Annotated in this window: 23 protein-coding genes; 11 read left to right on the top strand and 12 right to left on the bottom strand. The window is 71.4% G+C overall.

What is annotated here, in order from left to right:
• Positions 1-30: 30 nt before the first annotated feature.
• The 4 genes from BKI49_RS30410 to BKI49_RS30395 all read right to left on the bottom strand — a co-directional run bounded on the left by BKI49_RS30410 (position 31) and on the right by BKI49_RS30395 (position 4,057).
• Entirely contained in the window at positions 31-852 is an 822-nt protein-coding gene (locus BKI49_RS30410) for an ATP-binding cassette domain-containing protein (protein WP_095937491.1), read from the bottom strand.
• Complete coding sequence (locus BKI49_RS30405; protein WP_095937490.1) at positions 849-1,910, bottom strand: ABC transporter permease; 1,062 nt, start codon at positions 1,908-1,910, stop codon at positions 849-851. The genes BKI49_RS30410 and BKI49_RS30405 overlap by 4 nt, the downstream gene beginning before the upstream one ends.
• Positions 1,907-2,911 (bottom strand): sugar ABC transporter substrate-binding protein, encoded by a 1,005-nt coding sequence (locus tag BKI49_RS30400; protein ID WP_095937489.1) that lies wholly within the window; start codon positions 2,909-2,911, stop codon positions 1,907-1,909. The genes BKI49_RS30405 and BKI49_RS30400 overlap by 4 nt, the downstream gene beginning before the upstream one ends.
• Positions 2,912-3,307: 396 nt before the next feature.
• Entirely contained in the window at positions 3,308-4,057 is a 750-nt protein-coding gene (locus BKI49_RS30395) for a GntR family transcriptional regulator (protein ID WP_257005029.1), read from the bottom strand.
• A 116-nt stretch (positions 4,058-4,173) separates the two neighbouring features.
• Here BKI49_RS30395 and BKI49_RS30390 point away from each other — a divergent pair, with 116 nt between their 5' ends.
• Positions 4,174-5,187, top strand: coding sequence for a Gfo/Idh/MocA family protein (locus tag BKI49_RS30390; protein ID WP_095937487.1), 1,014 nt, complete (start codon positions 4,174-4,176; stop codon positions 5,185-5,187).
• Positions 5,188-5,252: 65 nt separating this feature from the next.
• Here BKI49_RS30390 and BKI49_RS30385 read toward each other — a convergent pair whose 3' ends face one another.
• From BKI49_RS30385 to BKI49_RS30375, 3 genes are all read right to left on the bottom strand, one after another.
• Complete coding sequence (locus BKI49_RS30385) at positions 5,253-5,756, bottom strand: hypothetical protein (protein ID WP_095937486.1); 504 nt, start codon at positions 5,754-5,756, stop codon at positions 5,253-5,255.
• A gap of 61 nt (positions 5,757-5,817) precedes the next feature.
• Positions 5,818-6,993 (bottom strand): cytochrome P450 family protein, encoded by a 1,176-nt coding sequence (locus BKI49_RS30380; protein WP_095937485.1) that lies wholly within the window; start codon positions 6,991-6,993, stop codon positions 5,818-5,820.
• 167 nt (positions 6,994-7,160) lie between these two features.
• Positions 7,161-7,832: a response regulator gene (locus tag BKI49_RS30375; protein WP_095937635.1), complete on the bottom strand. Its 672-nt coding sequence runs from the start codon at positions 7,830-7,832 to the stop codon at positions 7,161-7,163.
• A gap of 246 nt (positions 7,833-8,078) precedes the next feature.
• On the opposite strand from BKI49_RS30375, the gene BKI49_RS30370 reads away from it, so the two are divergent.
• The 8 genes from BKI49_RS30370 (at position 8,079) to BKI49_RS30335 (ending at position 16,445) form a co-directional block, all read left to right on the top strand.
• Positions 8,079-8,990 (top strand): arylamine N-acetyltransferase family protein, encoded by a 912-nt coding sequence (locus tag BKI49_RS30370; protein WP_095937484.1) that lies wholly within the window; start codon positions 8,079-8,081, stop codon positions 8,988-8,990.
• A gap of 49 nt (positions 8,991-9,039) precedes the next feature.
• Positions 9,040-10,602: a class I adenylate-forming enzyme family protein gene (locus tag BKI49_RS30365; protein ID WP_095937483.1), complete on the top strand. Its 1,563-nt coding sequence runs from the start codon at positions 9,040-9,042 to the stop codon at positions 10,600-10,602.
• Positions 10,599-12,164 (top strand): FAD-dependent monooxygenase, encoded by a 1,566-nt coding sequence (locus BKI49_RS30360; RefSeq protein ID WP_257005018.1) that lies wholly within the window; start codon positions 10,599-10,601, stop codon positions 12,162-12,164. Before BKI49_RS30365 ends, BKI49_RS30360 begins: the two co-directional genes overlap by 4 nt.
• A gap of 20 nt (positions 12,165-12,184) precedes the next feature.
• Positions 12,185-12,760 carry a flavodoxin family protein gene (locus BKI49_RS30355; RefSeq protein WP_095937482.1) on the top strand — a complete coding sequence of 192 codons (576 nt, stop codon included), beginning with the start codon at positions 12,185-12,187 and terminating at the stop codon, positions 12,758-12,760.
• Positions 12,757-13,413, top strand: coding sequence for a response regulator transcription factor (locus BKI49_RS30350; RefSeq protein WP_095937481.1), 657 nt, complete (start codon positions 12,757-12,759; stop codon positions 13,411-13,413). Before BKI49_RS30355 ends, BKI49_RS30350 begins: the two co-directional genes overlap by 4 nt.
• A gap of 342 nt (positions 13,414-13,755) precedes the next feature.
• Positions 13,756-14,793, top strand: a complete 1,038-nt coding sequence (locus tag BKI49_RS30345) for a 3-oxoacyl-ACP synthase III family protein (RefSeq protein WP_095937480.1) — start codon at positions 13,756-13,758, stop codon at positions 14,791-14,793.
• A 1-nt stretch (position 14,794) separates the two neighbouring features.
• A complete protein-coding gene (locus BKI49_RS30340; RefSeq protein ID WP_095937479.1) occupies positions 14,795-15,616 on the top strand; it encodes an enoyl-CoA hydratase/isomerase family protein in 822 nt (273 codons plus the stop codon).
• A gap of 67 nt (positions 15,617-15,683) precedes the next feature.
• Positions 15,684-16,445 carry an SDR family NAD(P)-dependent oxidoreductase gene (locus BKI49_RS30335; protein WP_095937478.1) on the top strand — a complete coding sequence of 254 codons (762 nt, stop codon included), beginning with the start codon at positions 15,684-15,686 and terminating at the stop codon, positions 16,443-16,445.
• A gap of 82 nt (positions 16,446-16,527) precedes the next feature.
• On the opposite strand, the gene BKI49_RS30330 is transcribed toward BKI49_RS30335, so the two are convergent.
• Both BKI49_RS30330 and BKI49_RS30325 read right to left on the bottom strand, forming a co-directional pair.
• On the bottom strand, positions 16,528-17,481 hold the full coding sequence (locus BKI49_RS30330; RefSeq protein ID WP_095937477.1) for an NAD-dependent epimerase/dehydratase family protein: 954 nt from the start codon (positions 17,479-17,481) through the stop codon (positions 16,528-16,530).
• A gap of 14 nt (positions 17,482-17,495) precedes the next feature.
• Positions 17,496-18,326 (bottom strand): thioesterase II family protein, encoded by an 831-nt coding sequence (locus BKI49_RS30325; RefSeq protein ID WP_257005017.1) that lies wholly within the window; start codon positions 18,324-18,326, stop codon positions 17,496-17,498.
• 426 nt (positions 18,327-18,752) lie between these two features.
• Here BKI49_RS30325 and BKI49_RS30320 point away from each other — a divergent pair, with 426 nt between their 5' ends.
• Positions 18,753-20,123 carry a helix-turn-helix domain-containing protein gene (locus tag BKI49_RS30320; RefSeq protein WP_257005016.1) on the top strand — a complete coding sequence of 457 codons (1,371 nt, stop codon included), beginning with the start codon at positions 18,753-18,755 and terminating at the stop codon, positions 20,121-20,123.
• Between the two features lie 96 nt (positions 20,124-20,219).
• Here BKI49_RS30320 and BKI49_RS30315 read toward each other — a convergent pair whose 3' ends face one another.
• Positions 20,220-21,686, bottom strand: a complete 1,467-nt coding sequence (locus tag BKI49_RS30315; RefSeq protein ID WP_257005015.1) for a flavin monoamine oxidase family protein — start codon at positions 21,684-21,686, stop codon at positions 20,220-20,222.
• A 266-nt stretch (positions 21,687-21,952) separates the two neighbouring features.
• Between BKI49_RS30315 and BKI49_RS30310 the strand changes: the two genes are divergently transcribed.
• Positions 21,953-22,450, top strand: coding sequence for a cupin domain-containing protein (locus tag BKI49_RS30310; RefSeq protein ID WP_095937473.1), 498 nt, complete (start codon positions 21,953-21,955; stop codon positions 22,448-22,450).
• A gap of 118 nt (positions 22,451-22,568) precedes the next feature.
• Here BKI49_RS30310 and BKI49_RS30305 read toward each other — a convergent pair whose 3' ends face one another.
• Positions 22,569-23,006, bottom strand: coding sequence for a TIGR03618 family F420-dependent PPOX class oxidoreductase (locus BKI49_RS30305; protein WP_218835054.1), 438 nt, complete (start codon positions 23,004-23,006; stop codon positions 22,569-22,571).
• 335 nt (positions 23,007-23,341) lie between these two features.
• The gene (locus BKI49_RS30300) at positions 23,342-24,595 is read right to left on the bottom strand and encodes an IS701 family transposase (RefSeq protein ID WP_095937472.1); all 1,254 of its coding nucleotides are present in this window, start codon (positions 24,593-24,595) and stop codon (positions 23,342-23,344) included.
• Positions 24,596-24,662 lie beyond the last annotated feature (67 nt).

Below are 24,662 nucleotides of genomic sequence, written 5' to 3'. Positions count from 1 at the left end.
CCGTGCCGCGTACCCGGGAAGGGGTGCTTCCTAGGCGCCGCGTTCCAGCTCGTGACGGAGATCGTCCAGCTCGCTGCCCCCGGCCATCTGGCGGGTGAGCTCGTCGAGGGTGATCCCGTCGCGGGTGTGGCTGCCGGACATCGTCCCGCGCTTCAGCAGGACGAAACGATCACCCACCAGGTACGCGTGATGCGGATTGTGGGTGATCAATACAACACCCAGTCCCGCGTCCCGGGCGGCGGCCACATATTTGAGGACCACACCGGACTGCTTGACGCCGAGGGCGGCGGTGGGCTCGTCAAGGACGAGGACCTTGGCACCGAAGTGGACGGCGCGGGCGATCGCCACGCACTGGCGTTCGCCGCCGGAGAGGGTGCCGATGGGCTGGTCCACGTCACGCAGGTCGATGCCCATGCGCAGCAGCTCCGCGTGGGTCGTCCTGCGCATGTGCTCGACGTCCAGACGGCGGAAGGGGGCGACGCCCTTGCGCGGCTCGGAGCCGAGGAAGAAGTTCCGCCACACCGGCATCAGCGGGACGACGGCCAGGTCCTGGTAGACCGTGGCGATCCCGCGGTCCAGTGCCTCGCGCGGGGAGCCGAGCCGGGTCTCCTCGCCCTCGATGCGGAGGGTGCCCGCGTCGTGCTGGTGCCGACCCGCGATGATCTTGATGAGGGTGGACTTGCCCGCGCCGTTGTCGCCGAGGACGCAGGTGATCTCACCGGCGTGGACCTCCAGCGAGACCCCTTCGAGGGCGCGGATGTTCCCGTAGTACTTGCTGACGTCGTCGAGCTCGACGAGTGCCGTACGTTCCGGGGCGGCCCGACCGGCCGTCGTGTTCGCGTCGGTCGTCACTTCGTCGCCTCCGCCCGCTTGCGGACCCAGTGGTTGAGCAGGGTGGCCAGGAGCAGCATCACCCCGAGGAAGAACTTGAACCAGTCCGGGTTCCACTCGGCGAAGACGATGCCCTTGCTGACCATGCCGAAGATCAGCGCGCCGACCGCCGCGCCGACGGCGGAGCCGTAGCCGCCGGTGATCAGACAGCCGCCGATGACGGCCGCGATGATGTAGATCAGCTCGTTGCCGACGCCTTCGCCGGACTGCACGACGTCGAACGAGAACAGCAGGTGCTGGCCGGAGATCCAGGCGCCGAAGGCGACACCCATGTAGAGCCCGATCTTGGTCTTGTCGACCGGGACGCCCACCGCGCGGGCGGCCTCCTCGCCGCCGCCGACGGCGTAGATCCAGTTGCCGACACGGGTGCGCAGCAGGATCCAGGTGGCGACGGCGACCAGGGCCAGCCACCACACAATGGTGATCTTGAAGCCGACACCGCCGACGGTGATCGTGGAGGCGAAGACGTCCTTGGCGGAGGAGAAGCCCTCCATGTCGGAGATCGACTTCGTGGAGACCGTGCCGCTGATCAGCTTGGTGAAGCCGAGGTTCATGCCGGTCAGCATCAGGAACGTGCCGAGCGTGATGATGAAGCTCGGCGGGTCGGTGCGGGTCAGCATGACGCCGTTGAAGACGCCGATCGCCAGGGTCACGATCAGCGAGACGAGGACGCCGACCCAGACGTTGGCGGTCATCTGGTAGCTGAACATCGAGGAGACCAGCGCGGAGCTGGTCACCATGACGCCCGCGGACAGGTCGAACTCGCCGCCGATCATCAGGAGCGCGACCGGGACGGCCATGATGCCGATGGTGGAGGCGGCGTAGAGGACGGTGCTGAGGCTCGACGCCCGGACGAAGCTGTCGGCGAAGACGGCGAAGAAGACGAACACCGCGATCGCGCCGACCACGGACCCGAGCTCGGGCCGGTTCAGCAGCCTGCGCAGGCTCGAGGTCTTCAGGAGGCGCTCGTCGGTCCTCTCGCCGGGCGACGGCGTGGGGGCGGGTGCCGTCGTGCTCATCGGGTGCCCCGCTTCGCGTAGTCCTCCAGCTCGGCGGCCTGGTCCTTGGTGATGATCTGGGGGCCGGTGAGGACCGGCTTGCCGCCGCCGAGGACGTCGGCGTTGTACTTGTACAGCCAGAGCAGGTCGACGGCCTCGTACCCCTGGAGGTAGGGCTGCTGGTCGACGGCGAAGCCGAGCGTGCCGTTCTTCAGCTCGGCGGCCACCTTCTCGTTCAGGTCGAAGGTGTCGATCTCGGCCTTGCTGCCCGCGTCGTCCTTCGCCTTGACCGCGGTGTCGGCGAAGGGCGCGCCGAGGGTGACGACCGAGTCGATGGACTTGTCGGCCTGGAGCTTGGCGCCGATGGAGGCCTGGACGTCGGGCATGCTCGTGCCCTGGACGTACAGGTTCTGCACGTCGCCGTCGAAGGTCTTCCTGATGCCGGCGCAGCGCTGCTCGTGGCCGACGTTGCCCTGCTCGTGCAGCACGCACAGGGCCTTCTTGCGGCCGCGCTTGTTCAGCTCCTCGCCGACCGCCTCGCCGGCGATGGTCTCGTCCTGGCCGATGTGCGTGAGCGCGCCGAACGCCTTCGACTCCTCGGAGCCGGAGTTCACCGTGATCACGGGGATGCCGGCCTTCTCGGCGCGCGCGACGGCCGCCTTCATGGCGTCGGGCTTCGCGAGCGTGACGATGATGCCGTCGACCTTCTTGTCGACCGCGGCGTCCACGAGCTGCGCCTGCTGCTGCGCCTCGGCGTTGTGCGAGTACAGGAAGTTGATGTTGTCCTTGACGGCGGCCTGCTTGGCGCCGTTCTGGACGATGTCCCAGAACGTGTCGCCATCGCCCGAGTGGGTGATCATCGCGAACGTCCACTTGGGCGTGTTCACCGCGGCCCTGCCCTGGGCCGCCGCCGCCTTGCGGGCGTCCTCGGCCCGCTTCCCGCCGGTGCTGCTGCATCCCGCGAGGGACACCCCCAGCGCCCCTGCGAGCGCGATGCTTACCCAGGTCCGAGTCCGTGCCACGAGGCCGTGCCCTTCTTGCTGTGCTCCTTGTGCGCCGGGCCTTGCGGACCGGGCCGGGGGCCCTCCGTCAGGCCCTCGCGAGCCGGCGTCGCACCGGCCCAAAAGCCCAAGTATCAATCACGGGGATCATCCACCCCACCAGCGGGTCCCGCGCGTGGTGGGCCCGGCGGGTGGCCGTACGGCCTCTCCGGCGGGGTCGGCCGGGCGGCGGGGGCCCTCCTCGCGCGGCGGATCCAGGGCGCCGTTGACGGCTTCCGGAGCGGGCGAGGAGCGGGCGGCGAGGGGCTGGAGCGCGGTGCCCGGAGTGCCGGGCGCGACGGAGGGCGCGGGCGAGGGGCACGAGCGACGGACGCGGCCTACGCGGAGCCGGAGGCGGCTGCGGGCCGGCGCCGGGTCTCAGGGACGTACGAGGAGCTGGAACTCGAAGGAGTAGCGCGAGGCGCGGTAGATGTGGGTGCCGAACTCGACGGCGCGGCCGGTGTCGTCGAACGTCGTGCGCTGCATGGTGAGCAGGGGTGCCCCGGCCGGCTCGCCGAGCCGCTCACCCTCCTCGGCGGTGGCGGCACGGGCGCCGACGGACTGGCGGGCGCTGTGCAGCGTGATGCCGGCCGTGCGCATCAGCCGGTACAGCCCCGTGGCCTCCATCCGGTCGCTGTCCAGCTCCAGGAGGTCGGGGGGCAGGAAGTTGCAGAGGTACGCCATCGGCTCGCCGTGGGCGAGCCGCAGCCGCTCCACCCGGTGCACCGCGCTGCCCTCGGTGACGCCGAGCGCGGCGGCGACCTCCGTCGAGGCCTCCTCGACGGTGTTGACGAGCACCCGGGTGGCGGGGCGCTGCCCGGCCGACTCCAGGTCGTCGTAGAGGCTGCTCAGCTCCAGGGGGCGCTTCACCTGGCTGTGCACGACCTGGGTGCCGACACCGCGGCGGCGCACCAGCAGGCCCTTGTCGACGAGGGACTGGATGGCCTGGCGGACCGTGGGCCGGGACAGGCCGAGCCGTCCGGCGAGCTCGATCTCGTTGCCCAGCAGACTGCCCGGGGTCAGCGCTCCGTGCTCGATGGCGGCCTCCAGCTGCTGGGAGAGCTGGAAGTAGAGCGGGACCGGGCTGCTGCGGTCGACGCTGAGCTGGAGCGAGACGGTCGGATCCACATCTGGTTTCGGCACGGCCCGAGCGTAGCTCCGGGAAATGTTGACGGGAAGTTGTGAAGTTCGATTGTCCGGACAAAGCATTGACAGGGTGCCGGGTACGCCCTCAGTTTGTTCCCATGCGCATCGGACTCATCGGAGCGGGTCGTATCGGTACATTTCACGCGGCCACTCTCAGTCGTCATCGCGAGGTCGGCGGCTCGCTGATCATCACCGACGCGGACACCGCGCGGGCCCGCCGGCTGGCGGACCGGCTGGGGGCGACGGCGGCGCCCAGCGTGGACGAGATCTTCACCTGGGGCGTGGACGCGGTGGTGGTCACGGCGGCGACGTCGGCCCACTCCGAACTGATCGGTCGGGCAGCGCGCTCCGGGCTCCCCGTCTTCTGCGAGAAGCCCATCGCCCTCGATCTGGCGGGCACGCTGGACGCGCTGGCCGAGGTCGACGCCGCCGGAACGGTTCTGCAGCTGGGCTTCCAGCGCCGCTTCGACGTGGGCTACACGACGGCCCGGGAAGCCGTCCGTTCGGGACGGCTGGGCCGGCTGCACACCGTCCGAGCGATGACGTCCGACCAGGCACCGCCCCCGGCCGACTACCTGCCGCACTCCGGCGGGATCTTCCGCGACTGCCTGATCCACGACTTCGACGCGCTCCGCTGGGTCACCGGCCACGAGGTCGTCGAGGTCTACGCGACCGGGTCCGACGCCGGACCGTCGATGTTCCGCGCGGCGGGCGACGTCGACACCGCCGCGGCCGTGCTCACCTTCGACGACGGCACGCTCGCCGGCGCGACGGCCGCCCGGATCAACGGCGCGGGCTACGACGTCCGCATGGAGCTCGCCGGCGAGCTCGACCAGATCGCCGTCGGGCTCGACGACCGCACGCCGATCGCCTCCACGGAACCGGCCGGACCGCCGCCCGCCGACAAGCCGTGGACGGGCTTCCTGGAGCGCTTCGGCCCCGCCTACGAGGCCGAACTCGTCGCCTTCGTCGAGGTCGTCCGCGGCGAACGCGCCAACCCCTGCGACGGACGTGAGGCCCTGGAGGCGCTGCGCATCGCCGAGGCCTGCGAACTGTCCCGGCACGAGCGGCGGCCGGTGCGCCTCGCGGAGATCCCGGACGGGCGGATCTGAGCGCGGCGCCCGCCGGCGCTCCCTCACGTCGGCGGGCCGGGCGCCGCGACGGGCGCGGTGGTGTCTCACACCAGCAGGCGCACCGACGGGCTGCGGGTGTCGGCCGCGAGTTCGCGGTCGCAGTGCTTGCACGTCAGTCGGTGCGGCCGCACCAGATTGGTCTGGATGCTCGCGGTGCCCGACTCCTTGGCGCGCGGGCAGTGGTAGCCGAGATGCAGCCGGACCCAGGGATGACTGGTGGGCGCCGCGGACCTGTGGCCGTCGCGGGTGTCCGTGAAGGGCGCCCACCAGAAGTCGACCACGGCCCGCACCCCCATGCGGTCCCGGCCGCTCGTGGTGTCGAAAGCGGCGAGCCGCGCGGCCGTGTGGTGGCGCCCGAAGCCGCTGCGGCTGCCCGAGCACAACGCCCGCTCGGCGCCGCGCTCGAAGACGGTCGTACGGCCGACCCGCTCACAGACGAAGCAGTCAAGCGAGCACTCCAGCGTGCCGCGCCAGTACAGCTGGTGGGATTCCTCACCGCGTTGCTCCTCGCGGCTCAGCTCCGCGGTGATCTCGGCCGTACGCAGCACGGGCGACGCTCCTCTCGCCGGGGTCCGCTCGCGCACCCCTCGTCGGACGGCACCGGGCCGCTCACCAGCGCACCGGCAGGCTGCGCACGCCCCGCATCAGCATGCCGGGCAGCCAGCCGCCGGGCGGTCCGTCGAGCGCCAGGTCCGGGCAGCGCTCCAGGAGCGAGCGCAGCGCCACACGCGCCTCCAGCCGGGCCAGCGGCGCGCCCAGACAGTAGTGGATGCCGTGACCGAAGGCGACATGGCCGCGGGTGTCGCGCCGGATGTCGAAGCGGTCGGGCGCCGGGAAGCGCGTGCCGTCGCGGTCGGCGGCGGTGAGGCCGATCATCACCGGGTCACCGGCCCCGATCGGTGTGCCGCCGATGTCGAGCGGCTCGACGGCGTACCGGAACGTCGCGTTCTCCACCGGTCCCTCGTAGCGCAGCATCTCCTCCACCGCACCGTCGAGAAGTGTCATGTCGGCGCGCAGCGCGGCGAGTTCGCCGGGGTGGGTGAGCAGTGCGCGCACCCCGCTCGACAGGAGGTTGACCGTCGTCTCGTGACCGGCGATGAGCAGGACGAAGGCCATGCCGCGCAGTTCCTCCGGGGACAGCCGGTCACCGTCCTCCGCCGTGGTCCGGATCAGGCCGCTGAGCAGGTCGTCGCCCGGCGCGGCGCACCGCTTGTCCTCGATCAGCTCGGTGAGGTAGTCGGCAAGGCGGACGAACGCGTCGTACTCGCTCTCCGCGCTGGTGGGCGCGACCGCCTCGGTGGACATCTCGCGGAAGGCGGCCCGGTCCATCTCCGGCACCCCGAGCAGTTCGCAGATCACGGTCAGCGGCAGCGGGTGCGCGAACGACGCCACGAGGTCGGCGCGCCCGCGCGGCAGCATCGCGTCGAGCAGCTCGTCGGTGATCTCCTTCACGCGCGGCCGGAGCGTCTCCACCCGGCGCGTCGTGAACTCGCGTGCGACGAGGGCGCGCAGCCGTGTGTGCTGCGGCGGGTCCGCGACGAGCAGGTACTTGCCGATCAGCTCCTCGTCGAGGAACGTGAGCCCGATCTTCTGCCCGTCCTTGGCCAGTCGCGGGTCGGCGAGTGCCGCGCGTGCCTCCTCGTAACCGACGACGAGCCAGGTCTCGTGGTGCGCGTCGGCGCCCGGCAGCCGTACCCGATGCACCGGCCCGCGCTCGCGCAGCTCGGCGTACACGGGATGCGGGTCCTCGGTGAACCGCTTCCCGAACTCCCCGAGATCGATCATCTCTGCTCCTTCCCCCGTCCCCCGTCCCTCTGCTCAACGACAGCGGCCGCCGTTCGGTGCCCGCCCGGCGCGGAGGCCCGGGCCGGTGCCGCGTCGTGCCGCCGACCGGGGACCGCGGCCCGGTGGCCGGGGACCGCGGGCCGTCATGCCGACGGGCCGCGAAACCGTCACTTCCCGTCGTCCTCGAGCAGCCCGGCGTCGTACGTCAGCAGGGCGATCTGCACACGGTTGTTGAGGCCGAGCTTGGCGAGGATGCGGGAGACGTGGGTCTTGACCGTGGCGACGCTCATGAACAGCGACCCGGCGATCTCCGCGTTGGACCCGCCCTGTCCCACGGCGACGGCCACCTCGCGCTCGCGGTCGTTCAGGGCCGCGATCCGGGTACGGGCCGCGGACCGGCGGGCGTCGAGCGTCGAGCCCGCCGCGTGCTCGATCAACTGGCGGGTCACCGCGGGCGACAGCACCGGGTCGCCGGCCGCCACGCGCCGCACCGCCTGAAGGATCTCGGCCGGCGGGGTGTCCTTCAGGACGAATCCGGCCGCCCCCGCGCCCAGCGCCCGCAGCACCTGGTCGTCGGCGTGGAAGGTGGTCAGCACGATCACCTGGGGCGCTTCCTCCCGGCCGCGGAGCCTCTCCGTGGCGGTGAGTCCGTCGACCGTCGGCATCCGGATGTCCATCAGGACGACGTCGGGCCGGGTGCGGTCGACGAGGGCCTCCACCTCGCCGCCGTCGGCCGCCTCGCCGACGATCTCGATGTCGTCGGCACCGCCCAGCATGAGGGACAGGCCGGCTCTCACCAGGGGGTCGTCGTCCACGAGCAGCAGTCGGATCGCAGTCATGGCGTCCACCTAACCAGGTCGGGCGCCCCCGGCCGGGCCGCCGTCCTCCCCCACCGGGCCACAACCGCCCCCGTGCGAGGGCGACCTGACTGACTTCCCGGGCATCTGACGGACTGCGCCGGCCGTCCTCCCGCCCGACGCCGGGCCCGCGCAGACTCGCCAGTGCGTCGTCGGCCGACAACGCGTCCAGGGCTCCCCGGTGGAGCTCACAGATGCCTTCCCGTGTTTCGAAGAGAGGTTTGCCCGATGGCTAGCAGCGTCCTTCCCACGCCGCCCGGTTCCGACCCGGAGTGGCAGACGGAACTGCTCGATCTCGACGCCTACTTGGCCCGTATCGGATACGACGGGCCGCGCACCCCCACCCTGGAGACCCTGCGCCGGCTGCACCGCGCGCACGCCGACGCCATCAGCTGGGAGATCGTGGACTCGGCCGTGGGCCGGCGCATCGCGCTCGACATCGAGAGCGTGCAGGAGAAGATCGTGGTCCGCGGCCAGGGCGGCTGCTGCCTGGAGAGCAATCTGCTGTTCGCGGCGGCCCTCGACCGGCTGGGCTTCTCGCTGGTGCGCCACCTCGCCCGGGTGCGCCGCGGCACCCGGACCATCCGTACCCGTTCCCACGCCGTCATGCTGGTGGAGGTCGAGGGCCAACTCTGGTTCGCCGACCCCGGCTTCGGCGACGAGAGCCCGCTGGAGCCGCTGCCGTTCACGCACGACGGCACCGTGACCGTCGGCGACTGGACCTGGCGTCTGCAGCGCGACGGCGAGGACTGGGTGCTGCAGAGCCTGCACGCCGACGGCTGGTTCGACGTGTACGCCTGGCAGCTGGAGCCGCACTACTTCCTCGACTTCGACATGGTCAACCACTTCTCGTACGCGGACCCGCGGTCGGTGTTCATGCCGCCGGGCGGGCTCAGCCACCTGATCGCGCAGCGCGGCGACGACAAGACCCGGCTCGTGCTGAAGAACCAGGTCCTGACCACGCAGTACCCCGACGGCCGTCTCGAGCACGCGGAGCTGACCGCGGACGAGGTCGTCGAGACCCTTCGGGACGCCTTCAAGCTGACCATCCAGCCCGACGACGCCCAGTTCCTGCGGGAGCGCTTCGCGACCGCTGCGGCCGCCCAGCAGGCCGCGCCCGCCCAGAAGTCCGCCCAGTAGTCGCGGGCAGTCCCGACCGGCAATCGAGGCAATCGAGGAGAGACACGCAATGCCCCGGATCCCTGTACGGCGCAGCGGGCTGTATCTCGGCGTGGTCGCCGAGCATGCGGCGGCCAAGAACGCCGGCACACCGCTGACGCTCGACCACGACCTGGACGTCCTGCCCGGTACGGGCCGGGAGTTCACCGTGGCCGCCCTGGCCGAGCACGTGGACGACATGGCGGCCCGGCTGTGGGCCGCCGGTGTCCGGCCCGGCGCCCACGTCGCCCTCCACAAGACGTCCAACTTCGACATCTACATCCTGGCCAGCGGGGCGTCCCGCATCGGCGCCGTGCCGGTGATGCTGTCCCCCGCGCTGCCCGGCGAGAGCGTCGCCGCGCTGCTCGGGCGGCTGAAGCGGCCGTATCTGGTGACGGACACGGCGAAGCTCGACGGCTCGCTCGCGGACGTCCCGCTGGACGGGCTGACCGAACGGATCGTGCTGGCCGCCGGGCACCGCGCGGGGACGGTCTCGCTGACCGACCTCGCGGGTGCCCCCCGGCAGAAGCCGGTGTTCAACGACCCCGACCGGCCCGCGCTGATGACCCACACGTCCGGCACCACGGGGCTGCCGAAGCTCGTCGTGCACTCGGCCCGCACGCTGCGCGGCCGGTTCCGTCCGCAGAACCGCCTCGCCGGGCTGATCCGCAAGCGGGAGACGGTCGCCGTGCACGTCTCGTTCGTGCACTCGCGGATGTTCCTGGCGATGGCGGTGCTGCTGCCGCGCGCCTTCCCCGTCGTGCTCATGGAGCACGGGGACCCCGAGCGCACCGCCGAACTCTTCGCGCGGACCAGGCCGGGCTTCCTGGAGACCCACCCCAACTCCTTCCTGGAGTGGGAGGAGATCGCCGACGACCCGCGCCGGCCGTTCGCCAACGTCAAGTACTTCAGCAGCACGTTCGACGCGATCCACCCGGGCACGATGGACCGGCTGCTCAAGGCCTCCGAGCGGCGCTCGCCGCTGTTCTTCCAGATCTACGGACAGAGCGAGTGCGGCCCGCTGGTGGGCCGCGGCTACACCCGCAGGAACGCCCACAAGGCGAACGGCCGTTGCCTCGGCTACGCCATGCCGGGCATCACCAAGTTCCGGCTGACCGGCCGCGGGGGCAAGCGCCCCTCGAAGGCCAACCCCGGCTACATCGACGTGTACACCCCCGGCCGCGCGGTGACGTACTACGGGGAGAAGGAGCGCTTCGAGAAGCAGGCGATCGGTGACTGGTGGCGCGGGATGGACATCGGTTACCGCAGCAAGTGGGGCTGTCTGCACCTGCTGGACCGCGAGGTCGACCACATTCCGGGCGTGCACAGCACCCTGGAGGTGGAGGACGCGGTCCTCGCCAAGCTCCCCGAGCTGACCGAACTGGTCCTGGTGCCGGGCCCCCGCCAGGAGCCGGTACCGGTGGTCAGCACCCGCAAGGACCTGCCGCTGGACCCGGAGCGCTGGCGCGCGGCCGCCGCGGACTACCCGCAGCTCGCCGCCCCCGTGCAGCTGCCGCTGAGCGAGCTGCCGCGCACGGCCACGATGAAGGTGCAGCGGATCGAGCTCGCGCGCCGGCTCCAGGAGCAGACGTGAGCGCGCGGTCCGTGGTGCGGGCCGACGTCGACGTCCTCGTCGTCGGCGGCGGCCCCACCGGCCTGCTGGCCGCCTGCGAACTGCTCAGGCGGGGCGTGCGGGTGCGGATCGTCGACCGGGCCGAGGAGCCCATGACCGTGCCGAAGGCGCTGTCGCTGTGGCCGCGTGCCATGGACATCCTCGAAGACCTGGGTGTGGGGGAGGAGTTGAGGCGGTCGTCCAACCGCATCGACGCCTTCTCCTACTTCTCCGACGGCCGCCCGCTGGCCACCTTCGGCTTCGCCGAGGACCTGGCCTCGCGCACGCTCCCGCAGCCCGTGACGGAGAGCCTGCTCACCGCCCGGCTGCACGAGCTGGGCGGCAAGGTGGAGCGCGGCGTACGCCTGCTGTGCCTGGACGGTGTGGACTTCTCCGGGCGGATCGACGCGACCGACGGTGTGACCGCACTGCTGGAGCACCCGGACGGCACGCTGGAGCGCACCCATGTGCCGTGGGTGATCGGTGCGGACGGGGCGGGCAGCTCGGTCCGCGGCCAGCTCGGCATCGGCTTCCAGGGCAGTACGTACGAGATGGCGTTCGCGCTGATCGACACGCGGATCGAGGGCGAACTGCCGACGAACCGGGTGCTGTACTACCAGGCACCGTCGGGCACGCTGGTGATCGTACCGATGCCGGACGGCGTCTTCCGGTTCCTGTCGGTGATGCCGGCGGGCGGCGGCGAGGTCACCGTCCCGATGATGCAGCGGATCCTCGACGAGCGGGGCCCGCGCGGGGTGCGGATCACGGAGCCCGTGTGGCAGACCGTGTTCCGAGTGCACGCGCGGCACGCCACGGACTTCCAGCGCGGGCGGGTCTTCCTGATGGGCGACGCGGCACATGTGCACAGTCCGGCCGGCGGTCAGGGCATGAACAACGGTCTCCAGGACGCGCACAACCTCGCCTGGAAGCTGGCCGCGGTCGTGCACGGCACCTCCCCGGCCGGCCTCCTGCTGAGCTACGGCCCGGAGCGCGCGGAGGCGACCCGTCGCATCGTGCGGGACACGGATCTGCAGACCCGGGCGTGGATGGCGGGGAGCCGGCCGAAAGTGGTGGCCCGCGACGCCGCGTTCAGGCTGCTCGACCGGACCGGGCTGGTGTCCCGGCTGTACGCGCCGGTGATGGCGGGGCGCAGGCTGGCCTACCGGCCCGAGCGGGACAGCCAGGTGCCCTCGGGCAGGCGCGGCTGCGGTCGGCGCGCCCTCAGGCCCGGTTCCGTCTTCCCGCGGCCGCTCGCCGTGGAGCACGGGATGTCCGGCCCCGGCGCGGACCCGAACGCCTGGACGCTGGCGGTCACCGGCGGACCTGACGTACTCGCCGCGGCAGAGCAATTCGCGGACACGCAGCCGCGGTTGAGGGTGGTGCGGCTGCGCAAGGAGCGGGCCGCACCGCTCACCGGCTGCCGGCGGGCGGGCTACCACCTGATCCGACCGGACGGACACGTCGCGGCGCACGGGCACGCAGGGGACCTGGACCGGCTGCGTACCGAACTCGCCGTCGCGTTCACCCCCGTCGTCCCGGACTGACCTCGATTTGGAGTACGCACATGGGTACCAAGGTCGCCATCGCCTACCACTCCGGGTTCGGGCACACCACGGTCCTCGCGGAGGCGGTGCGCGACGGCGTGACCGACGCGGGTGCCGACGCCGTGCTGATCGCGGTGGACGGCATCACCGATGAGGAGTGGGCCGCCCTCGACGCCGCGGACGCGATCGTCTTCGGCGCGCCCACCTACATGGGTACCGCGTCCGCCGCCTTCCACGTCTTCGCCGAGTCGACGTCGAAGCGGTGGGCGGCACGGGCCTGGAAGGACAAGCTCGCCTCGGGGTTCACCGTGGCGGGCGCGATGAACGGCGACAAGCTGCACACCTTGCAGTACTTCTCGATCCTCGCCTCGCAGCACGGCATGCACTGGATCAACCTGGACCTGACGCCGGGCTGGTGCTCGTCGACGGGCTCCGAGCACGACCTCAACCGTCTCGGGATCACGCTCGGCGCCGGCGCCCAGGCCAACACCGACGAGGGCCCGGAAGCCGTCACCAAGGCCGACACGGAGACCGCCCGGCATCTGGGCCGACGGGTCGCCACGGTGGCCGAGGGCTTCGCGGGGGTGACACGTTGAGCTCCCCCGGGGCCACCGCGCTGGTCGTGATCGACAACGAACTGCTCAGCCACGGCGTCCGCTCCATGCTCAAGAGCATCCCCGCCATGGGGTCGGTGTGGGCCTGCGGCAAGGCGTCCGAGGCAATGGCGCTGCTGCCCGCGCAACGGCCGGACATCGTGCTGTGCCTGGGCTCGGGCCCGGACACCGCCGGCCTGGTGCGCGGGACGGTACGGCAGGGGGCGCGGGCACTGATCCTGCTGGAGGGTCCGGACCTCGACGTCCTCGACGAGGAGACGGTGCTCGCCGCGCACGGCTTCCTGATGCAGGCGGAGGTGACCGTCGACAAGCTCCGTGAGGCGGTGGACCAGGTGAACGCGGGTGACCTTCCGCTGCCGCCCGCACTCGCCCGCAATCTCATGTCGCGTTCCCGGCGAAGGCCGGAGCACAGGCCCTCGCGACGCATTTCCATCACACCCCGTGAGGAGGAGGTCCTGCATTTTCTGGCCGAGGGTCTGAGCAATAAGCAGATAGCACGCCGGCTCGGCATTTCCGAGCACGGCATAAAACGTCATGTCACCAATCTCCTGGCGAAGTTGAACGCCCCCAACAGGACACTGGCGGTCGCGCTGGCACTCCAGGAAGGCCTGATCAGAGCCACGCAACCGGCGTAGACCGTACGTCGGAGCACAGGGCGTGCCGCCTCGGCGGCACGCCCTTCCGCGTTTTCCCGGCGGCTTTATGCATGCGACCGGACCCTACCCGTTCGGGTACCCCGACCGAGCACCCCGGAAGGGCATTACCGAATCCCACGGGATACGCGAATCTATTGGTGCGGCAAGGAAATCCGGAACGCCTCCAAAAAGGACGAGCCGGAAGGCCGAGGGCCCAGAAGGCCAAGGCCGTTCCGCAGGCAGGGGCGCGGCTCCACGCGAGTCGCGCCCAGCCCGGCACCGCTTCCCCTTCTCCGCCGCACACGCCTTCATCCGTACTCAGCCTCACAGGAGTCACGTCCGATGGAACTCACCAAGAAGACCTCGCACGGCGTCGGCATCAAGGCCGTCGGAGGCCGCATCCCTGACCGGGTGGTCACCAACGCCGAGCTGGAGCAGCTGCTCGACACGACCGACGAGTGGATCAGCAAGTTCATCGGCATCAAGGAACGGCGCTGGTCCGCCCCGGACGAGTGGACGTCCGACCTCGGCGCCGCCGCCCTCCTCGACGCCTGCGAGCGTGCGGGGGTCAGCCCGGACTCGCTCGACCTGGTCATCTGCGGGACCTACACCCCGGACCACATGATCCCGGCCGCGGCCGTGGGCATCATGCGCAAGGCCGGCATCCAGGGAGTGCCCGGCTTCGACGTGAACAGCGGCGGCTGCCCGGGCGGCGTCTTCGCCCTCGACGTGGGTGCCAAGTTCGTGAAGTCCGGTGACTACCGCCGCGTCGCGGTCGTGCTCGCCGACGTCAACACCAAGCTCTTCGACCCGGAGGACCGCACGGTCGGCGTCATCTTCGGCGACGGCGCCGCCTGCTACCTGCTGGAGCCGACCGCTCCCGGCACGGGCGTCGGTTCGGCGCTGCTGGCCAGCGACCCGAGCTCGTACCACACCGCGTACGTCAAGCGCGAGGACCGCACCTGGCCGGACGGCACCCCCAAGCTGTCGGCGTTCGGCAACAACTACTCCTACATGCACGGCCGTTCGGTGCGCGACTTCGCCCTGGAGCACATCCCCGGCTTCGTCGAGCAGCTGGTGAAGGCCGAGGGCATGACGATCGAGGACATCGACCTGATCATCTTCCACCAGGCCAACTACCACATGATCCACGCCCTGATGGAGAAGATCGGCCTCCCCGCGGACCGTACGTTCACCACGGTCGAGCGGTACGGCAACACCTCGGGCGCGGGTGTTCCGCTGGCCCTGCGCGACGCGATCGACGCCGGGCGGGTCAAGCCGGGCGACAACGTGGTGCTCGTCTCCTTCGGCGCCGGCATGAGCCACGGCGGCACCGTGGTGCGCTGGGCCGCGGAAGACGACTTCCTGCTGGGCGCCTGAGATGACGGTCACCACTGCGATCGAACTCCCGGTCGGGAGCCGGGAGTTCAGCACCATCCAGGTCGCCTGGAGCGGCGGGGTGGCCCACATCCTGCTGAACCGTCCCGATCGGCGCAACGCCATCGACCTCACGCTCGCCCGCGACCTGCTGGACGCGGTGCACCTGGAGCCGGTGGCCCGCGCCCGGTGCGTGCTGCTCACCGGGGCGGGCCCGCACTTCTGTGTCGGCGGCGACCTGAAGAGCTTCCGCGCCCAGCCGGACATCCCCGGTCACCTCCTGGAGGTGACCAGTCACCTGCACGCCGCGCTCGCCCGGCTGGTCGCGAACGACGCCCCGCTCGTGGTGGCGGCCGGCGGCCATGTGGCGGGCGCAGGCCTCGGGGTCGCCAGCCTCGCGGACGTGCTGCTCACCGAGGAGGGCTCGACCTTCCGCTCCGCGTACGCGGCGCTCGGGCTCACCCCCGACGCCGCCACCAGCCACCAGCTCCCGCAGCTCGTGGGGCTGCGCCGGGCGCAGCGGATGACGATGCTCGGCCATGTGCTGGAGGCCGAGGAGGCCGTCGAGTGGGGGCTGTGCACCGAGGTCGTGCCGGCCGGGCAACTCGCCGAGCGGGCGCGGCAGGTCGCCGAGCAGCTCGCCGCGGGTCCCACCCGCGCCTTCGGGGAGAGCGGGCGGCTGCTGCGCGCCGCCTCGCGCCGGGCGCTGGCCGAACACCTGGAGGACGAGTCGACGACCCTGCGGGCCACCGCGGGCACGCTCGACGCGGCGGAGGGCATCGCCGCGTTCGTCGAACGCAGGCCCGCCTCCTTCCGGGGGCACTGACCACCGCACGCACGGACCGGACACGCCGGACGAGGCGCGCGAGACGCACTTGACGAGACGAGGAGTCATGAACATCGAAGGGAACGTCGCCCTCATCACGGGCGGCACCTCGGGCCTGGGACTCGCCCTGGCCCGGCGGCTGCTCGCCGCGGGCGCCCAGGTCGTACTGACCGGCCGCTCCGCCGAGCGGGGCGCGAAGGCGGCGGCCGAGCTCGGTCACGACATCGGGTTCGTGCAGGGCGACGTCTCCCGCGAGGAGGACGTCGAGGCCGCGGTCGCCGAGGCGACGCGGCGGGGCCGGCTCGGCATCGCCGTCAACTGCGCGGGCTCCGCCCGCACCGGCCGGGTCCTCGGCCGCGGCGGCCCGCTGCCGGCCACCGAGTTCGAGGACGTCGTGCGCGTCAACCTGCTCGGCACCTTCAACGTCGTACGGCTGGCGGCCGCCGCGATGGCGGGCAACGAGCCGCAGGACGGCGACCGGGGCGTGATCGTGTGCACGGCGTCCATCGCGGCCTTCGACGGGATGGCCGGGCAGGCCGCCTACGCCGCGTCCAAGGCCGGTGTCACCGGGATGACACTGCCGCTCGCCCGGGACCTGGCCAAGCACGCCGTCCGGGTGGTCACCGTGGCGCCCGGCCTGTTCGAGACCCCGATGGTCGCGGGGCTGCGGGACGACATGCGGGCCTCGCTGGTGGGACAGACGCCGCACCCCAGGCGCATGGGCCGGCCCGACGAGTTCGCCTCGCTGGTCACCCACGTGGTGGAGAACCCGATGCTCAACGGAGAGGTGATCCGGCTGGACGGCGCGGTGCGTCTGGGTGTCGCGTGAGACGCCCCGCCGCCGTCACCCGCGGGGCCCGGCCGGACCGACCGCCGTCGGACCGGCCGGACCCCGCCTTCCCCGGCTCCGGTCAGGCCGCCGCGGGCGACGCGGTGCTGCTCAGCTCCGCGGTGAAGCCGGTACGCCAGGTCGGGTACCGGGGAGTCCAGTCGAGCTGGAGCTTGGCGCGGGAGTTGTCCGCGCCGCGCAGCTGGGTCATGAAGGCAACGCCCCAGCCGCCGACGGCCATCCGGGCGAGCGCTGCGGGCGCGCCCTTGGGCTTGCGTGCGCCGAGGATGTCGGCGAGTTCGGGCAGCCACACGTTCATCGGCGCCGGCTCGTCGTCGACGACGTTGAGCACACCGCTGTAGTCGGAGTTGAGCGCCGCGACCACCGCGGCGGCCGCGTCCCGGGTGTGGGTGAAGGAGAAGGTGGCGGTGCCGCCGCCGACGAGCGGGACCTTGCCCGCGCGCACCTGCTGGACGAAGGAGCCGTCCTGGGCGTAGATCGTGCCCGGCCCGTAGAGGTGCCCGAGGCGCAGCACGGCACCCTCGGCGAGCAGCGTCTGCCGCTCCAGGTCACGCAGGGCGCCGAGCACCGGCACGAACTGCTTGGGCGGGTTCTTCCACAGCGGCGCCTCCTCGTCGGCGGGGCCGCTGCCGCCCGGCTCGTAGGCGTAGGCGAGTCCCTGGGCGACGACGCGTCGTACGCCGATGTCGTGGGCGACCTCGAGGAGGTTGCGGGTGCCCTCCGTGCGCAGCCGGTTGGTCAGTTCGAAGTCCTTGGCCAGGCGGCGCGGATTGATCTCGGCCGGGATGGCCGTGAGCATGTTGACGATGGCCTCGGGGGCGGCGGAGCGCAGCGCCTTGGCGACCGCGGCGCGGTCCAGCGCGTCCGCCTCCACGACCTTCGCGCCGAGCCGGTCGGCGGCCGTCGCGCTGCGTCCGGGACGGGAGAGCACGACCACGTCGTGGCCCGCCGAACGCAGCAGCGGCACCAGCTGCCGACCGATGACGCCGGTCCCTCCGGCAACGAGAACTTGCATGACTACTCCAGGAATCAGGCCCCGGCTGCCCGGGAACGATGGGTGACTTCAGGACGGGCGACGGCTCGTCGCTGCGACAGTTCGTCGATGTGATGCTGGTCACTGTCACCGGTGAACCGGTCTATCTCGTGGGCGAGTTCGGCCAGCAGCCGGGGCGGCGGGTCGAGGAAGGCGTGGTGTCCGCCGGGCAGGGTCACGCTCCGGAAGGCGCCCCGCGCGGAGCAGGCCGCCCAGCCCGCCATCCGCTCCGGCGGCACCTGGTCGTCGTCGCGCCAGCCGATGGCGTGCACGCCGACGGGCAGCGGCACCGGGAGCTGGACGCTGTAGCGCTGGGCGGCGGTGACGTCGGCCCGCAGCACGGGGAGTCCCGCGCGGATGATGCCGAGGGACTCGACGCCGCCCATGGCGCGGGTGAGCCTGCCGATCTCGGTGACGAGCTGGGCGTCGCTCATGCGCAGCAGCGGGCCCCAGGGGCCGTGGTGCGGCGCCACCTGGCCCGAGACGAACAGCCTTTGCGGCAGCGGAAGTTGCCGTCTGACCAGGTGCACGGTGAGCGCGAAGGCCTGCAGGGCCCCGGTGCTGTGGCCGAGCAGGGCGAAGGGCCGGTCGAGCAGCGGCAGCAGTGCTTCGGCGGCCCGCGCGGCGAACGCCTCGTACGTGCCGTAGTGCTCCTCGCCCCGGCGCGCCTCCCGGCCCGGCGGCTGGACACGGCAGAGTTCGGCGCCGGCGATCCGGTCCGGCCAGTGCCGGTAGGCGGAGGCGCCGAGCCCGGGGAACGGGAAGCAGAAGACACGGGCGGCGGCCTCCGGCGCGGGCGTGCGGGACAGCCAGGGTTCGGTCGGCACGGGGACACCTCCAGACGCGGTGGGGGGCGGTGCCGGGTCAGCTCCTGTCCGTGCGGTCGGGCCCGGCCGGCGGACGGGTCCCGGGGTGCGGCCCTCGGTCGCGAAGTCGCCCGAGCGATGCCGTCGACAATTGGGGGCCCCGGGCATGGTTGGAGCCTTCCACAGCGGGAATTTGACTTCCGTAGTCAAGTCCATGCACCTCGGACAGTCAATCAAATCTGACACAGTGTGGCGATCCGCTACGGCACAGCACGTCGGAGTGGGTGTGGCGGGAAATGGAGAGGAACAGACTTCGGCCATTGCCCGGGTACCCGCATTGACACGCTGACAATTGGCGGTAAACAAGAAGTCGCACCGTGCCCGCAACCACCCCCCATGCTGTACAAGGGCATGTCAGTAAGCCCCTGGAGAAACATGAAACCGCCATTGAGCGCGTCCAGCGGCATCGGCCGGCGTCTGCGCGAGCAACGCCGACGGCGCGGCCTGAACCAACAGGACCTGGCCTCGGAGGACATCTCCGTCAGTTATGTGTCCCTGATCGAGACGGGCAAGCGGATGCCGTCTCCCGCGATCCTCGAAGCACTCGCCGACCGGGTGGGCTGCTCCGTGGAGTACCTGCGCACCGGGCGCGACGACAACCGGCTCAAGGAACTCCGGCTCAAACTCGCCTTCGCCGACATCGCGTTGCGGGGCGGCTCCCACGGGGAGGCCCTCCAGGCCTACAGCGAGGTCCTCGACTCGGCCCGCCTCCTCGACGGTCCCGCCCTGAGCAGGGCGAAACTCGGCCAGGCCCTGACCATGGAGAGACTGGGCCACACCGAATCCGCCCTCCAACTCCTGCACTCTCTCTACGATTCCCCCGACACCACGCCCGGCTCGGCGGAGTGGGCCCAGCTGGCGACCGCGCTCTGCCGCTGTTATCGCGCCGCCGGCGACCTGGACATGAGTATCGAGATCGGCGAGAAGGCCACACGCGTGCTCGACGAGCTCGGCCTGGAGTCCACCGACGACCATGTGCAGCTGGGCACTGCCCTGATGGGCTGTTACCAGCTGCGCGGCAATCTGCCGCGGGCCCACATGCTCGCGGCCCGGCTGGTCGAGACCGCGGAGCACACGGGTTCGCGGGTGACACGTGGCTCGGCATACTGGAACGCGGGTCTGGTGGCCCACTCCCACGGCCGGACCAGTGAGGCCCTCGCCCTGATCGAGCGGGCCCTGGTGCTCATGGCGGAGACGGACAACGCCCGGCACCAGGCGATGCTCAAGAGCTCGTACGGCATCCTGCTGCTGGAGTCCCTCACCCCCGAGCCCGAACGGGCGTTGCGGCTGCTCGAGGAGGCACGGCGGGAACTGGCCGAAGTCGGCTCGGGGACGGAGCGCGCGCTGGCCGAAATGGGTGTCGCCTGGGCCACGCTGCGCTGCGGCCGCGCCGCGGAGGCGGTGGAACTCGCCGAGCGGGCGCTCGGCCTGTTCGGGGCGCTGGACTCCCCGGAGGCAGTCGAGGCACGGTTCATCCTCGGCGAGGCCCTGTTCGCCACCGGGGACACCGGCCGCGGCGAGTCCGCGTTCCAGGACGCGGTGCTCCTGCTCGACGGGATCCCGCCGAGCAGGAAGACCTCGAAGCTCTGGCGCCGCATCGGCGACCTGAGACAGCACCAGGGCCGGTCGGCGGAGGCCCTGGGCGCCTACCAGCAGGCGCTCGCGGGAGTCGGGCTGCATCCACTGCCCGCGTCCGAACCGCTGTCCCTGGAACAGCTGCCGATGCGCGAGGTGGTGCTCACGGAACCGCACCTGTGAGACGGGGGCGGCCCTCCCCGCCTCCCGGCTCGCGGGCCGGGGGCTCGTCCCGGTGCGCCCGGGACGAGCCCCGTTCGGGCCACGGAGCGGGGTGGTTCATCCCTTGAGGATGTCGGCGGCGGCCTGCTCCCCGGACCGGACGGCACCCTCCATGTGACCGTTCCAGAAGGTGGCGGTCTCGGCGCCCGCCCAGTGGATGACGCCGCTCGTCTTCCTGATGGCGGTGCCGAACCGGGTGAGGACACCGGGCGGCGTGAAGCCCGGCGCGCCGCCGCGGGTGTACTCCTCGGCGTCCCAGCGTCCCAGCACGAACTCGGTGGGCGTGGCCGCCTTGGAGCCGAAGTACCGGGTCAGGTCGTCGAGGATCAGCTGCTTGACGGTGGCGTCGCTCTTGTCCTCGACCGCACGCATCTGGTCGCCGTCGAGGAAGGCGAGCAGGGCGCCGTACGAGCCGTCGGGCGGCGAGTTGTCGAAGGTGCTGCGCGTCGTCCCGGTCAGGGCCGCCACCTGGCCGTTGAGGCCGGCGTCCCGCCAGAAGGGCTTGTCGTAGACCGCGATGGCCTTGCCGATGGAGGAGAGGGGGAAACGCTGGGTGAGCTGGTCGCGGGTCGCGGGCAGCGCGGGGCTGTAGACGATGCGGCCGGCGAGTGTGGGCGGCAGCGCGACGACGACCGAACTCGCCGACACCACGAGGTTGTCGGCGACGACGAGGGCGGAACCGCCGGACTGGACGATGCGGCGGACCGGCGTCTTCAGGACGACCTTGCTGCCGAGGGCGGCGGCCATCTTCGTGGCGATCTGGTAGGGGCCGCCGACGAAGCGTGAGTCGCGGGCGCCGCCGAGGGTGCTGATGAGGCGGGTGAGGTTGCCCGGGTTGGTCTCGTTCCCGGAGACGGCTATGTAGTAGAGGATCCAGAGCAGCGAGATGTCGCGGGACTCGGCGGAGAGCGCGCCGTTGGACATCAGGTGCAGGATCGTCTTCGCGTTGGCGTTGGTGACGTTGCCCTCGATCCAGCTCGCGAAGGTCTGGCCGTCCAGCTCCTCGGCCTTCGGCGCGGCCCAGGGTGTGTCGACGGGAACGGTCGAGGCGAGCGTGTCGAGCTGGTAGATGGCCTGACCGAGCGCCTGGTAGGAGTCGTTGTCCATGGGCGGCAGCGCTCCGGTGTAGCGGATCGCCGTGCCGTCGGCGGTGTAGTAGATGCTCTCGCCGGTGTTGTAGCCGGTGAACGTCTTCACGCCGAGTTCGTCGGCGAGCGCCTGGAGCCGGGTCTGGGTGGGACCGGTGAACTGACCGCCGCGCTCGATGGTTCCGCCGTTGGCGAGGCCGATGTCGTGGACGCGCCCGCCGACCCGGTCACGGGCCTCCAGGACCAGCACCTTCTTGCCGGCGGCGACCAGTTTGCGGGCCGCGGCCAGGCCGGCGAGTCCCGCTCCGACGACCACCGTGTCGACGATGGCGTCGGCGCCGTCGACGGCCTGCGCCCTCGCGGGGGTCGCCACGGCGGTGGTGGCGGCGCCGGCGCCCAGGGCGACACCGGCGCCGAGGAGGCTTCTGCGGTTCATTTGCGGTCTCATGATTCCCCTTCGAATGCGTGGCATGGCTTGCGTTGTGTGCTCGGGACGTGGGCGTGCCCGTGCGGTGCTGCGCGGTGCGTCGTGAGGAAAGGGCTACGCGTCCGTCCTATCAGGACCGGACCAAGTGTTTCGAAATCCCGTGCGGATACGGGAAATTGTCCGGGGGCCGCCTTCGCACTGCGTCAAGTTCCGTGGACAGGAATATGCGTTGTGGATACAACGGCAGTCACCGGATTTCTCGGGAGGGTAAAAGGATGTCCGCATTCCGCCACGAACCCGTTCTCGTACGGGGCGCTGGGGCCGAGACCATCAGCCATGCCACAGGCGCCGCTTTCCTGCTCACCGACTCAGCGAGCACGGCGGGCGCGCTCAGCTGCCACCGGGTGCTGCTCGCCGCGGGAGCCGACGGTTCCGCACCGCACTACCACGCCCGCTCCTCGGAGCTGTTCTACGTCGTCTCGGGCGCCGTGCAGCTGCTCAACGACGACAAGGTCGTCGAGGCGGGCCGCGGCGACCTCGTCGTCGTGCCGCCGTTCATGCCGCACGCCTTCGCCGCGGTGCCGGGATCGGAGGCGGAGCTGCTGATCACCATCACGCCGGGTGTCGACCGCTTCGACTACTTCCGGCTGCTGGGCCGCATCGTCAACGGAGAGGCCCCGTACTCGGACCTGCTGGCCGTCGAGGACAGCTTCGACAGCCACTCGGTGCAGAGCGAGATCTGGGCGGCGGCACGTTCCCCACAGGCCGCCTGAGGGTGCGTCGACGGCCCGTACGCACATGTTCCACGAGGGCCCGCGGCATCCGGACCGGCAGGACGTCTGCACTGCCGGTCCGGGCGTCCGCGGGTCTTGCCGTGCCGGCTCGGAAGGCCTAGTCCCAGGGGCCGAAGCCGGTCACCCGGTCGACGGTGGTGCGGACGACGAATCCGGTGGCTCCGGCGAAGCGGTCGGCGGGCCAGGTCCTGCCGTCCTCCAGGTACGGTGCGGCGATCCGGCCCAGCAGGGCGACGGCGCCGCCCTCCAGGACCTCGGCGGTGCCGTGCGCCACGAAGTGGTATTCCATGCCCTCCGGGCTCCTGACGCCCGCCGCCATGGACAGGGCGACCCGCGGGTCGCGCCGCAGATTGCGGATCTTCTGCTGCGCGTAGAGGTGCCCGGAGACGATCCGGTCCTCCTCGTCGAGCCCCACCCAGACACAGGCCACCTGCGGACTGCCGTCGGGGTTGAGCGTGACCATGTGCGCGAGACGACCGGAGGTGAGGGCCCGGCGCACCGGTTCGGTCAGTCGGTAGGCCTTCGTGGTGGTCAAGGTGGTCCCTCTCTCACTAACTAACCAGCCGGTAAAAGGGAAACAGCTCCCGCCGCCCGACCCCTGGCGGCGGGAGCTGTGCGGGGACGCCGCTTCGGAAAAGCGTCCCCGGTCCGTGGGGGGAAATCGCGGGAGACCGCCGGAGCGAATCCACCGGACTCCTGTGTTCCGGTCCTCCCCTATTTCCGACCTGTTCGTTCCGAGTTTCCCGGGTATTCGGATCGACAAGTCCTCGGAGAATCACGGAAGTTCCCTGGCCCCGGTCGCGACGCGGGGCCGGTGATTCCTGCCCGTACGGTGCACCGTGCGGCACCGCGTCGGGTGGTGCGGGTTCTTCACGGGGACATGGCGGCCACCGCGGGCATCGCCGGGATTCCCCCGTGACGGCGCAGGACACCGGCCGCCCGCCGGGCAGCGAGCCGCTCCAGGGCCTGGAAGCCGTGGGCCGCGGAGGCCAGCGTCACATGGTGGTGCCAGCCCCGGAAGGAGCGCCCCTCGAAGTCCACGAGCCCGCACTCCTCGCGCAGCCGGCCCAGGTCGTAGCGGGAACGCCAGCGCAGTTTCGCCGTGGAGACCAGGTCCGGCAGCCTGCGCGAGCCGAGGTTGGTGACCCAGTAGGTGCGCGGCTGCGGGCGTCCGGCCGGCCATTCGACCAGGAGCTGGCGGGGCCGGCGGAAGCGGCGCTCGCCGTGCCGGGCGGTGGGCCCGCCGGGTCCGGCCGGAATCTGCGCGGCGAGGAACTGCGACTGCCGGACCCGGCTCTCGACGCCCTCCCGCCAGGCGAGCGTGACACGGGCGCTGCGCCGGCCGGCGGTGTGCATCATGTCGGCGGCGGTGCCCAGCACGACCGGCGATCCGTTCGTCGAGGGTGCCGCGAGCAGCGGCGCACCGCCGGAGACCTCGACGAGATAGCCGAGCCCTCGGGCCTCCAGGCCGTCGAGCAGCGGCAGTACGTCGGGCTCGTGCCGCCAGTCGGCGAGGATCGGGGCGGGCTTGAGGTCCCACTCCTGCACCATCTCGTCGAGGCTGTCCAGGACGTGCCGCCAGCGCGGCTGATGGCGCTCGACGTCCGGCACCCGGGCGGCGCCGCGCCGCCGGTCGTCGTCGTCCCAGTGCGGTGGCATCAACAGCCGCCAGTTCACCGGGATGCTGGCCTCCTCGGTGGCGAGGGAGACGGCCAGACCCAGCTGGCAGTTGGCGGTGCGTCCCTCGGCCGGCACGTACTGGCGGGCGACGCCCGCCGAGTGGTTGCCGTTCTTCGGGAAGACGACCTCGTCCACGACCCAGGCGTCGGGCTCGGCGGCCAGGAACACCTGCTCGGCGAGCCGCTTGCGGACGTCGGTGCATTCCCAGGGACTTTGGCTCACGAACTGTTGCAGCGACTGCGAGGCGCGGCGGCCGAGGACGTGCTCGGAGATACGGGCCGGCGTCTTGCGGCCACTGGCATCGAGCAGTCCACGCACATAGACCTCACCCCAGCGACGCTGGTCGGAGCGGGCGAATGGCGAGAAGAGATACGCGCAGTATTCGGAGAGACCGTCTCCCCAGCCCCGCTCCCGCGTGGCGTTCAGGTCAGCGTTCAAAGACATGGAGACCCCCTGCGTGAAGCATCAATGACAGTTAACTCTCCTTGTGAAAATCTGTCAAGTCACCAGT

It is taken from the genome of Streptomyces sp. Tue6028, from assembly GCF_002300165.1.
GTDB lineage: Bacteria > Actinomycetota > Actinomycetes > Streptomycetales > Streptomycetaceae > Streptomyces > Streptomyces siamensis.
The sequence above is the reverse complement of the archived record's forward strand: the minus strand, read 5'-3'. Positions and strand labels throughout refer to the sequence as shown.